Origin of the sequence: Flavobacterium hiemivividum (genome assembly GCF_004349145.1) — a bacterium.
Lineage (GTDB): Bacteria > Bacteroidota > Bacteroidia > Flavobacteriales > Flavobacteriaceae > Flavobacterium > Flavobacterium hiemivividum.
This window is the reverse complement of the sequence record NZ_SMFO01000001.1, coordinates 623,296-635,266: the sequence shown is the minus strand read 5'-3', so window position 1 is coordinate 635,266 and position 11,971 is coordinate 623,296. Positions and strand designations below refer to the sequence as shown.

The 11,971-nt window shown below is 35.0% G+C and carries 8 protein-coding genes; 4 read left to right on the top strand and 4 right to left on the bottom strand.

What is annotated here, in order from left to right; translation table 11 throughout:
* Positions 1 to 36: 36 nt before the first annotated feature.
* From kbl to E0F98_RS02840, 3 genes are all read left to right on the top strand, one after another.
* Positions 37 to 1,230, top strand: a complete 1,194-nt coding sequence (gene kbl / locus E0F98_RS02850; protein WP_132108986.1) for a glycine C-acetyltransferase — start codon at positions 37 to 39, stop codon at positions 1,228 to 1,230.
* Between the two features lie 132 nt (positions 1,231 to 1,362).
* A complete protein-coding gene (locus E0F98_RS02845; protein ID WP_132108984.1) occupies positions 1,363 to 2,799 on the top strand; it encodes an OmpA family protein in 1,437 nt (478 codons plus the stop codon).
* A 64-nt stretch (positions 2,800 to 2,863) separates the two neighbouring features.
* On the top strand, positions 2,864 to 5,626 hold the full coding sequence (locus E0F98_RS02840; protein WP_132108982.1) for a PD-(D/E)XK nuclease family protein: 2,763 nt from the start codon (positions 2,864 to 2,866) through the stop codon (positions 5,624 to 5,626).
* 49 nt (positions 5,627 to 5,675) lie between these two features.
* Here the strand turns inward: E0F98_RS02840 and E0F98_RS02835 are convergent, their stop codons facing one another.
* Positions 5,676 to 6,458, bottom strand: a complete 783-nt coding sequence (locus E0F98_RS02835; RefSeq protein WP_132108980.1) for an alpha/beta fold hydrolase — start codon at positions 6,456 to 6,458, stop codon at positions 5,676 to 5,678.
* Positions 6,459 to 6,582: 124 nt separating this feature from the next.
* Between E0F98_RS02835 and E0F98_RS02830 the strand changes: the two genes are divergently transcribed.
* On the top strand, positions 6,583 to 7,785 hold the full coding sequence (locus E0F98_RS02830; protein WP_132108978.1) for an AbiH family protein: 1,203 nt from the start codon (positions 6,583 to 6,585) through the stop codon (positions 7,783 to 7,785).
* A 113-nt stretch (positions 7,786 to 7,898) separates the two neighbouring features.
* Here the strand turns inward: E0F98_RS02830 and E0F98_RS02825 are convergent, their stop codons facing one another.
* From E0F98_RS02825 to aceA, 3 genes are all read right to left on the bottom strand, one after another.
* Entirely contained in the window at positions 7,899 to 8,699 is an 801-nt protein-coding gene (locus E0F98_RS02825; RefSeq protein WP_132108976.1) for a TIGR00266 family protein, read from the bottom strand.
* Positions 8,700 to 9,225: 526 nt separating this feature from the next.
* Positions 9,226 to 10,518: an aminopeptidase P family protein gene (locus E0F98_RS02820; protein ID WP_132108974.1), complete on the bottom strand. Its 1,293-nt coding sequence runs from the start codon at positions 10,516 to 10,518 to the stop codon at positions 9,226 to 9,228.
* Positions 10,519 to 10,680: 162 nt separating this feature from the next.
* Entirely contained in the window at positions 10,681 to 11,961 is a 1,281-nt protein-coding gene (gene aceA, locus E0F98_RS02815) for an isocitrate lyase (protein WP_132108972.1), read from the bottom strand.
* Positions 11,962 to 11,971: the final 10 nt, after the last annotated feature.

Genomic DNA, 11,971 nt, shown 5'->3' with positions numbered 1-11,971 from the left:
ACAGAGCAAATTATAAATATATTAAAAGGCAATAAAATGTACGGAAAAATTAAAGAGCATTTGCAAAACGAATTGCAAACTATTGAGGACAACGGAATTTTCAAAAAGGAAAGAATTATTACATCTCCTCAAGGAGCTGAAATAACAATTTCAACGGGAGAAACAGTTTTAAATTTTTGTGCTAATAATTATTTGGGATTGTCTTCTCATCCAGAAGTAGTACAAGCTGCAAAAGACGCATTAGATACACATGGTTTTGGTATGTCGTCTGTTCGTTTTATTTGTGGGACACAAGACATTCATAAAACTTTAGAGAGAAAAATTGCTGAGTTTTACGGAACAGAGGATACAATTTTATATGCGGCGGCTTTTGATGCTAATGGAGGTGTTTTCGAACCTTTATTGGGTGAAGGAGATGCTATTATTTCAGATAGTTTGAATCATGCGTCTATTATTGACGGCGTTCGTTTGTGTAAAGCGGCACGTTATCGTTATGCAAATAGTGATATGGCCGATTTAGAACAACAATTGATCAAAGCGAATGAAGCTGGTAGTCGTTTTAAAATTATCGTTACTGATGGCGTCTTCTCTATGGACGGGGTTGTAGCGCCCTTAGATAAAATTTGTGATTTAGCAGATAAATATGACGCTATGGTAATGGTTGATGAGTGTCATGCTGCGGGTTTTATTGGAGCAACAGGAAAAGGAACGCTTGAGGCAAAAGGAGTAATGGGAAGAGTGGATATAATCACGGGAACTCTGGGGAAAGCCCTGGGAGGAGCAATGGGTGGATATACAACAGCTAAAAAAGAAATTATTGAATTGTTACGCCAACGTTCTAGACCTTATTTGTTTTCTAATTCTTTAGCGCCGGCGATTGTTGGAGCGTCTATTAAAGTTTTCGAACTATTAGAAAAAGATACTTCTTTAAGAGATAAATTAGAATGGAATACCAATTATTTCAAAGAAGGAATGAAAAAGGCTGGATTTGACATTGTTGAAGGAGATTCTGCAATTGTACCAGTTATGCTTTATGACGCAAAATTATCTCAAACAATGGCAGATGAATTGTTGAAAAAAGGGATTTATGTAATTGGATTCTTTTTCCCTGTAGTGCCTAAAGATAAGGCAAGGATTAGGGTTCAGCTGTCTGCGGCACATACAAAAGAGCATTTGGATAGAGCGATAAATGCGTTTGTTGAGGTTGGCAAGGCGCTGAATGTTGTATAATTATAGGTCGAAGTTATATAATTACCATTTTTCCTTAATAAAATGGGTTTTTTTTAACATTTCGTTTTGTAAATAATAATAATCGAGTTACTTTTGTTAGTAATTAACTAAATTGTAATTAAAAAAAAAAGTATGAAACATCTTAGCAAAATTTTAGTTGCTGTAATGATGGTGATGGGTTTAAGCTCACACGCACAAGACAGCAACAATCCATGGGCTATCTCTTTTGGAGTTAATGCCGTAGACACTAGAACTAGTGCAGGTGGTGGAAATGGTTGGTTAGACCAACATTTTTCTCAACCTTTCGCAGTAAAAGACAATTGGAATGTTCTTCCATCTGTATCTTACATTAAAGTATCTAAATACCTAGGAGATAATTTCTCTTTTGGTGTTCAAGGTTCTGTAAACAAGATTGATAAATATGTAAAATTCGATCCTACTGCACCAGGACATGATTCAAGAGGAATGGTAGTTTCTAATCCTGGAGATTTGATGTACTATGGTATTGACGGTACAGTTAAATACAGCTTCATGAATTTAATTAATTCTAAAGTAATTGATCCTTCCTTACACGTAGGTGGAGGTTATACTTTCTTTGGAGATAGTAGTTACGGAACGTTAAACCCAGGTGCTGGATTAACATTTTGGTTCACTGAAAACATTGGTTTATCTCTTGAATCTTCATATAAAAAATCTTTTGGAGATAGAGAAGATGCTAACGGAACTCCTGATGCTCCATCTCATTTCCAACATACTGCTGGTATTACTTTCAAATTTGGAGGAAAAGATACTGACGGTGATGGAATTTACGATAAAGATGATGCGTGCCCAGAAGTTGCAGGTTTAAAAGAATTCAACGGTTGTCCTGATACTGATGGAGACGGAATTCAAGATAGTGCTGATGCTTGTCCAACTGAAGCTGGAACAGCTGCATTAAATGGTTGTCCAGACAGAGATGGTGATGGTATCGCTGATAAAGATGATGCTTGTCCAGACGTATTTGGTTTAGCTGCATTGAAAGGTTGTCCTGATACTGATGGAGATGGAGTAGCTGATAAAGATGACAAATGTCCTACTGTTGCAGGACCAAAAGAAAATGCTGGTTGTCCTTGGCCTGATACTGACGGTGACGGAGTTTTAGATAAAGATGACAAATGTCCAGAAGTAAAAGGTACTGTTGCTAACAAAGGTTGTCCTGAAGTTTCAGAAGCAGTTATGATGAAATTGAATGAGTACAGTAGAACTATCTTGTTTGATTCTGGAAAATCATCTTTCAAAAAACAAACTTACCCAACTTTAGTGTCAATTACTGAAATCTTAAAAGAATATCCTTATTCTAGATTCTTAGTTGAAGGCCATACTGATAGCGACGGAAGTAACGAAATGAACCAAACTTTATCTGAAAACAGAGCTGCAGCGGTTAAAAATTACTTAGTTGAAAATGGTATTCAAGCTGATAGATTGAAATCTACAGGTTTTGGTGAAACTAAACCAATGGATACTAACAAAACTGCTAAAGGTAAAGCGAAAAATAGAAGAGTTGAAATTTCTTTAATAAAAGAAGAATAGATTTTTCTAAAATATTTATGGGAAACGCCTCGATTTATCGGGGCGTTTTTTTTATTTTTATGAAATGATAAATACTTCTTTTTTAGATAAAATTGCACAAGTTTTAATTGAAAATTACTCTGATAAGCTATCTGATACGATAGTCGTTTTACCAAATAAGAGAGCTAAGATTTTCCTGATTGAAGCCCTGAAAAAACAAGTCGACGGCAATATTCTTTCTCCTGAAATTATTAGTATCGAGGATTTTATCCAAGACATTGCAGGAATTCGAACGATAGATCCGATCGAATTGTTGTTTGAATTTTATGATGTATATTTATCAGTTACTGAGAAAGCAAACCAACAGTCGTTTGAATTGTTTGCCAATTGGGCCAAAACACTCTTGCAAGATTTTAATGAAATCGATCGTTATTTGTTAGATCCAACTTATGTTTTGTCTTATTTAAAAGACATCGAAGATATCAAGAAATGGGGCATCGAAGTCGAAAACAAAACTCAACTACTCGAAAATTATATTGACTTTTGGAAATTATTACCTAATTATTACCAAACTTTATATGCGCACTTGCTTAAAAAAGGCATTGGTTATCAAGGACTAATTTACCGTCAAGCAGTAGAGAATTTAGGTGAATTTTCGAAATTAATTACGAGCAAGACTTATATTTTTGCGGGCTTTAATGCCTTAAATGCCTCCGAAGAAAAAATCATTCAACATCTTATAGCTGCTGATAAAGCTAAAATATACTGGGATGCCGATCAAACGTTCCTCAATGATCCCTATCATGACGCAGGATTATTTGTAAGGCGGTTTAAACAAAACTGGAAAGAGTACAAATCAAATCCTTTTGAATGGATTGTAGACGATTTTTCGCAGACTAAAAACATTCAAGTTATTGGTACTCCAAAAACAATTGGTCAGGCAAAAATTGCCGGTGGTATTATCGAAAATATAATTAATGAAAATCCTAATGCAACGCTCGATAAAGTTGCTGTAGTTCTTGGGGAAGAAAATCTTCTAGTTCCACTTTTATATTCGTTGCCCTCGAGTGTGGGTGCTTTGAATATTACAATGGGATATCCTAGTAAAAATAATCCTGCCCAAATTTTAATCGCCAAGTTGTTCAAGATGCATACAAATGCATTAGCTAGAAACGCGAAGAATTATGTGTTGTATTATAAAGATGTACTGGATATTTTAACACATCCTTTGGTGGAGCCATATGCGCAAACAGGTAAATTAGTTAATCTAATTAATAAGAACAATTACACATTTATAACCCATCATAAATTGATGGAGCTGAATGCGAATCCTACGGATCTATTTGTGTTGTTGTTCCAGAAATGGGAAAATGGTTCGATTGCAGTTTTGGATACTGTTTCTAAGTTGTTGCTTACCATTAAAGAGAATTTAAGTAACGACAATGAAGAGGAAAAAATAACAAAGGCCTTTGTGTTTTCTATTTTTAAAGTAATTAATAAACTGATTAATTATTACTCACAACACCAACACATTGATAAGATTGAAACGCTGTACGCTATTTATAAACAAGTGATTGACTTGGCTGCCGTTTCTTTTGAAGGAGAGCCATTAAACGGTTTGCAAATTATGGGTGTTCTAGAAAGTCGAGTGCTTGATTTCGATACTGTGATTGTGACTTCCATGAATGAAGGAAAGTTCCCAGCGGGAAAATCCCAGAATTCATTCATTCCATATGATGTGAAACGAGAGTTAGGTTTGCCTACTTTTAAAGAGAAAGACGCTATTTATACCTATCATTTTTATCATTTATTGCAACGTGCTAAAAACATCTACTTGCTTTATAACACCGAAAGTGAAGGACTGGATGCAGGTGAGAAAAGTAGGTTTATCACTCAGTTAGAAGTCGAGAAACAGCCAAATCATGCCTTAACGCACGAAATTTACAATGCCGTATTACCGGAAACAGCTTATACGCCAATGGTTATCGAAAAATCAGAATCCGTGATGCTGCGTTTAAAGGAAATCGCTGATGTTGGTTTTTCACCATCGGCGTTGACGAGTTATATAAGGAATCCAATTCAGTTTTATTTTCAGAAGATATTGCGTATCCGGGAAGTCGAAGAAGTCGAAGAGAATATTGCTTTGAATACTTTGGGGACCATAATTCACGAAACGTTGAAGTCTTTGTACGATCCGTTTGTAGATAAATTTATTTCAGAAGCTGATATTCAAAATTGCTTTAAGCAAATAGATGATGAGGTTTTGAAACAATTTAAAGAAGTTTACAAGGAAGGCGAAATTAAGAAAGGACGTAATTTACTCGCTTTTGAAGTAGCAAAACGCAATGTATCTAATTTCTTGAAGGTCGAATTAGAAAGTATAAAAGCAGGCGATGCGATTAAAATAATAGCATTGGAAAAAACTTTCGAAAGAATTTTAAATCATCCTACTTTGCCATTTCCAGTATTGATAAAAGGAAACGTTGACAGAATCGAAGAGCGCAACGGAGTAATCAGGATTATTGATTATAAAACCGGGAAGGTCGAAAAATCTAGTGTAATGCTGAAGACATGGAAAGGACTGACGCAGGAGATTAAAAACGACAAAATTATTCAGGTTTTAGCTTATGCGTACATGTACGAAACCGAAGCGAAATCGAAATCTATTGAAGCCGGAATTATCTCTTTTAAGAATCTAAAAGCGGGTTTTTTACCGTTTAATTTCAAAGAAGAAAAAGAAGGGAATATGATAGTAAACCAAGAGGTGATGACTAATTATCTAGAGCAGATTGTGTTGTTGCTGAATGAAATTCTGGATGTTAGTATTCCATTCGAAGAGAAAGAATAGGTTCTTTAACAGCAAAGCTAACTAAGTTATCGCGAAGAGCACAAAATCATTAAAGTTTCTTAAAAAACTTCAATAAAATATCTGTCAATGCTTCTTCGTTTTCGATGTGACTCATGTGTCCGTCTGGAAAAGTGACTAACTGTACTTTGGTGTTCTCAATTTGTTCTTTTGATTCTTCGAAAGGTAAAACGGGATCTTTCTCTCCCAGAATTAGTAGTTTTGGAAAAGCAGTAAGATGCAGTAACACTTCGCGATCGTTTCTAATTTTCATTCCTTCGAGCGAAGCTACGATGCCTTGCAGTGGCGTTTTTAGCGCTTTGTTTTTTACAATTTCAATCTCAGCACTTAGCCTTTCTCGGTTTCCTTCACTAAATAAATTAGCAATAGCGAGAGATATAAAATTCACAAAAGATTGTTTCACGGCTCTTATCGCGCGATCGCGATTTACTTTTCGTTCTTCGCTATCTGCTCTAGCTGTCGAATTTAGTAAAACCAAACCTTTTACATTTTCTGGATACAATTCGGCGAAAGCCAAAGCTACATAACCACCCATCGAATGTCCCACAAGAATTGCTTTGCGGATGCGCAACTCCGCTAAAACAGTATGCACGACATCAGCGTTGTCTTCCATGGAATGGACATAGCCTAAACATTCTGTTTCTCCGTGACCCAATAAATCAATTGTGATCACTCGGTTTTTTTTCGAAAAAGTAGCAATGTAATTATCCCACATAGTTTGGTTTTCCAGGAAACCATGAAGCAGGACAATAGCGGTGCCTTTTCCTGAGTCAGAATAAGAGATGCTGGTATTTTTAAACAGAATTTGTTTCAACGGGTTCAGTTTGTTTTTTGCAAAAATAGAATTTTAATTATTTTTAAACCATATAAGTAATAGAAGTTGATATAAGTTTTCGTGTAATAAAAATAGTATATTTGAAAGAAGCAATTTTTTACTTATGAGTAAAATTCTAATTATAGGAAACGGATTTGATTTATTTCATCATTTACCAACAAAGTATGGCCATTTTATGGCTATTATGAAGACGATTGATACAGCTAAATTTGAAAACGAAGTCTCATTTGAAAAATTATTTGGTAGTTATTTCAAAGACGAATTTGATCTAGATTATAATTTAATTTTAGAAAATTATAACACGGTAGATATTAAATTCGACAAAGAGAAAATCAAAGAATTACACATTTTGTTAAAGGATAATAATTGGTATAGCTATTTTAAAACTGTTTTAGAAGTTGATACTTGGATTGATTTTGAAATTGAAGTTGAAAATATTTTGAAACAACTTTCGGTTTTACTAAAATCAGAAACTCCTCAATTTAAAAAACGCAACGAATATCGAGATGTAACTATAAATTATTTTGATTTTAATTTATTTGAAATAATTGAACATAAATATGAAGACAAAGAAATTTTTAGTATTAATGACAAATATGTAGATAAAAGGACGCAAGGAATTAAAAGCGTACATATATTGAAGGATTTGTCAATTACATTTGAAAATTTTGCAATTATATTTAATCGATATCTTGTAGATATTGTCGGGTTATTTTACAATCATAAAAATCATAATCAAATTATACCATTTCAATTAATCAATGAAATCTATACTTTTAATTACACTCCAACTTTAGAAAAATTCTATAATATTGATAAATCAAAAGTAGTTTATTTACATGGGGAAATGCATGAAGATTGTGAGTTTCAAAATTTAGTTTTTGGCGTTAGTGAAATTCCGGTAGAAGTTAAAATAGCTAAAGGATATGATTTCGCTAAATATTATCAAAAAATAAAGAAAAATTCTAATAAAAAGTTTATTGAAATTCCAGGAAATGTAAAAAGCCATATTGATGAGACGATTTTTTATATACTAGGGCATTCTTTGGACGAATCAGATAAAGAGTATATTAAGGATTTGTTTAGGTTTTTGGAATTAGATTCCGGTGCATATTCCAAAATATGTATATTTTATCACTGTGCTCATGATAGGGAGAGTAAATTAAAAAATTTACTTAGTATAATAGATAAGAAAGTTATTATTGAAATGAATAAGGTTGGGAGACTTTATTTTAAGGAATTAAATAATGAGAGTATTAATTTTGAGTTTAATAAAGTGACATATATATATCAGATGTTTATTTAATAAAAACGGCTCCCATCTCTGAAAGCCGTTGGTATTGGTTTCGTATTTTGACAAGATCCTTACTTCGTCAGGATGACAAGTTTGCGTTTGGATTAAGGTGGGATGTTTTAACCTTAAAAACGATTATCGCCATCCAGTAAATTTCCTAATCCGCCCAATAGGCTTCCTTCACCGCGGCTATCTCCACCCGCTTTTGGTGCTGAAGCGATGATTCTATCTGCGAGTCTGCTGAAAGGTAGGGATTGAATATATACCGTTCCAGGACCGCGAAGCGTAGCATAAAACAAACCTTCGCCACCAAAAATAGAGTTCTTGATTCCGCCAATGAATTCGATATCATAATCTACATCTTTAGTGAATCCTATGATACAGCCAGTATCTACTTTTAGCACTTCGCCCGCTCTAAGTTCTTTTTTAGCCATGGTTCCACCAGAATGTACAAACGCTAATCCGTCGCCTTCTATTTTTTGCATAATGAATCCTTCACCGCCAAAGAGTCCGCGGCCTAGTTTTTTAGAGAATTCAATTCCAACAGATACGCCTTTAGCAGCGCATAAGAAGGAACTTTTTTGACAGATGAATTTTCCTTGAAATTCGGTTAAATCTATTGGTAAAATTTTCCCGGGATAGGGAGAGGCAAAAGAAACTTTTCCTTTTGTGTTGGCTTGATTTATAAAAGCAGTCATAAACAAGCTTTCGCCTGTAAGTACTCTTTTACCAGCATTTAAAAGTTGGCCAAAGATTCCTGATTTTTGTTCAGAACCATCTCCAAATATCGTTTCCATCTGGATGTTATTGTCCATCATCATAAAGCTCCCTGCCTCGGCAATGACGATTTCTTGAGGATCTAATTCGATCTCTACATATTGCATTTCTTCGCCAAATATCTGGTAATCTATTTCGTGTGCTGTCATAGTTTTATTTTTTTTTGAACCAATGTGGTTTGAAGTTGATTTTTATCGTTTTTAACTACATAGAGAGGCATAGGTTTTTGGATTGCTTAAAAGGCGTTTCACTTTTTAAGGAAAAATAGAGCTGTAGGCTTTTTATGGCGTTAGAATAAAATTCTATTTAGTCTATGTTTCTCTTATGTTTTAGTTTTGCTCAATGATTGATTTCATTTATTTTAATAGGACGTCAACGGTCGAATAAAGTTACGACTTTAAGATTGTTTTAGGATTTGTTAGCTGTTGTTATGGTTCGCGCAAGGGATAGCAGCGAAAAGCCCACAGTCTCGTCTTTTAGGACGAGACGAGGACTTGTAGCGAATAGCCCGACCCAGCTAGAGTTTACGGAAGCGGGGATGCGCCCAAAAGATTAGAAAAAGGTTTAATTGTGATGTGTCGTTTGTTAATTGAAAACTGGGTTTATTCCATAAAAAAAAACGGTTCACATTGCTGTAAACCGTCTTTATTCTTTTTTCTTTGCTCTGTTTTCTTTCTAAGAATTCATCAAAGTTTCAATTTCATCTACTTCAACAGGAATGTTACGCATCAAGTTGAATGGTTCTCCACTTTCTTGAATTACGACATCATCCTCAAGACGGATTCCGAAGCCTTCTGCAGGAATATAAATTCCCGGCTCTACAGTGAAAACCATATTAGCTTGCATAGGTTCTGTCAAAATTCCATAATCATGGGTGTCTAATCCCATATGGTGTGAAGTTCCGTGCATGAAGTATTTTTTGTAAGCTGGCCAGTCTGGGTTTTCGTTTTGTACATCGGCTTTATCGATTAATCCTAAACCTAGCAGTTCTGAAGTCATTATTTTTCCCACTTCAATGTGGTATTGTTTCCAAATTGTTCCTGGAACAAGCATTTTAGTAGCTTCGTTTTTAACATTCAAAACGGCATTGTAAACTGCTTTTTGACGGTCAGTAAATTTTCCTGAAACGGGAATGGTACGGGTCATATCACTTGAATAGTTAGCGTACTCTGCACCTACATCTAATAAAATCAAATCCCCTGCTTTACATTGCTGGTTGTTTTCGATATAATGCAAAACATTAGCGTTATTTCCTGAACCAATAATTGGTGTGTAAGCAAAACCTTTAGAACGATTGCGAAGGAATTCGTGGATGAACTCGGCTTCGATTTCGTACTCCATGACGTTTGGTTTCACAAAAGAAAGAATTCTACGGAATCCTTTTTCAGTAATATTACACGCTTGTTGTATTAAGTCGATCTCTTCGCTTTCTTTTATAGAACGGATGCGTTGCAAAATAGGATTACTCTTTGCAACAGCATGTGCAGGGTATTTATCTTTCCACCATTTAACAAAACGGGCCTCGCGAGTTTCTGTTTCGACAGTAGCTCTGTAATGTTCGTTAGTATTTATATATATTGTTTCAGAATGTGTCATTAATTCGAATAAAACTTTTTCGAATTCCTGCAACCAATATACGGTTTTGATACCTGAAACTGCTAATGCTCGTTCTTTGGTTAGTTTTTCACCTTCCCAAACGGCAATGTGATCGTTAGTTTCTTTTAAGAATAAAATTTCTCTTTGATGCTCATAAGGAGCGTCTGGAAATAATAGTAAGATGCTTTCTTCTTGATCCACACCACTTAAATAAAAGATATCGCGGTGTTGTGCAAATGGCATTGTACTGTCGGCACTTATTGGATAAATATCATTAGAGTTAAAAATGGCTACACTTTTTGGCTTCATTTGAGCCATAAATTTACTACGGTTCTTTATAAATAAGTCACGGTCAATTTGATGGTATTTCATGTTCTTTCTATTTAATCTTTTTAATTATTCAAAAATACTAAGATTAAATTGTTTCCATCTATGAATCCGAGAATTTTATGTAAAAAACAACAAAAACGCATTGGCTCAAAAAGTATGTTTTTTAAACCAATGCGTTATGAAGTTAGTAATGAATAGTTTTGTTTAGAACTGAGCAGCTTCGGTAGAATTTTTCATAGCAGTTGTAGATGATTTACCTGTTGTAACGGTGTTTTGAACTGCGTCAAAATAAGATGTTCCTACAAAACTTTGATGCTTAACTGCTCTAAAACCGTGTTTTTGCAAAGCAAACTCTCTTTCTTGCAATTCAGAGTAACCCGCCATTCCTCTTTCTTTATAAGCTTTAGATAATTCGAACATGCTTGTGTTTAGTGCATGGAATCCAGCTAAAGTGATAAATTGGAATTTATAACCCATTGCAGCCAAGTCTTCTCTAAAAGTTTCCATTTGTGCTACAGATAATTTGGCAGCCCAGTTGAATGATGGTGAGCAGTTATAGGCCAGCAATTTACCTGGAAATTCTTTGTGAATGGCGTCAGCAAATAGTTTTGCGTAGGCTAAATCCGGGTTGCTGGTTTCCATCCAAATTAAATCAGCATAAGGGGCATAACTCAATCCTCTGTCAATTCCTTGTAGAATACCACTATTTACATGGAAAAATCCTTCACTTGTTTTTTCTCCCGTAATAAACTTGGCATCTCTTGGATCTATATCGCTTGTCAATAAGTTAGCCGCATCTGCATCTGTTCGAGCTACAATTAGTGTCGGAGTACCCATAACATCAGTCGCTAAACGCGCTGCAATTAATTTATTTATCGCCTCCTGTGTAGGAACTAATACTTTTCCGCCAAGATGGCCACATTTTTTTGCCGAGCTCAATTGATCTTCAAAGTGAACTCCTGAAGCTCCTGCTTCTATCATAGCTTTCATTAATTCGAATGCATTCAAATTACCTCCAAAACCTGCTTCTGCATCGGCAACGATCGGTACTAAATAATCTTTTTTGTGTCTTTCTCCGTTAACAACCTGTATTTGGTCGGCTCTTAATAATGCATTGTTAATTCGTTTTACAACTAAAGGAACACTGTTTACCGGGTATAAGGATTGGTCAGGATACATTTCGCCTGCCACGTTAGCATCAGCGGCAACTTGCCATCCACTTAAATATATAGCTTCTAGTCCTGCCTCAACTTCTTGAATGGCTTGATTTCCTGTTAGTGCGCCTAATCCTGCTACAAAATCTTGTGAGTTAAGCTTGTTCCATAATTTTTCAGCACCAAGTTTGGCGATACTATGTTCTATTTTGTATGACCCTTGAAGTTTTACTACTTCTTCGGCTGTATATGGACGTTCAACGCCTTTCCATCTTGGGTTTGTAATCCAGTCACTAACTAATTCTTGAATTCTGGTTTCGGTAGTTTTCATAATTTCTAAT

What these genes read in the sequence shown, in the direction of transcription:
- E0F98_RS02845 (WP_132108984.1), top strand. Translation starts at nt 1,363, where the DNA reads ATGAAACATCTTAGCAAAATTTTAGTTGCTGTAATGATGGTGATGGGT.
- aceA (WP_132108972.1), bottom strand. Translation starts at nt 11,961, where the DNA reads ATGAAAACTACCGAAACCAGAATTCAAGAATTAGTTAGTGACTGGATT.
- E0F98_RS02820 (WP_132108974.1), bottom strand. Translation starts at nt 10,518, where the DNA reads ATGAAATACCATCAAATTGACCGTGACTTATTTATAAAGAACCGTAGT.
- kbl (WP_132108986.1), top strand. Translation starts at nt 37, where the DNA reads ATGTACGGAAAAATTAAAGAGCATTTGCAAAACGAATTGCAAACTATT.
- E0F98_RS02840 (WP_132108982.1), top strand. Translation starts at nt 2,864, where the DNA reads ATGATAAATACTTCTTTTTTAGATAAAATTGCACAAGTTTTAATTGAA.
- E0F98_RS02830 (WP_132108978.1), top strand. Translation starts at nt 6,583, where the DNA reads ATGAGTAAAATTCTAATTATAGGAAACGGATTTGATTTATTTCATCAT.
- E0F98_RS02825 (WP_132108976.1), bottom strand. Translation starts at nt 8,699, where the DNA reads ATGACAGCACACGAAATAGATTACCAGATATTTGGCGAAGAAATGCAA.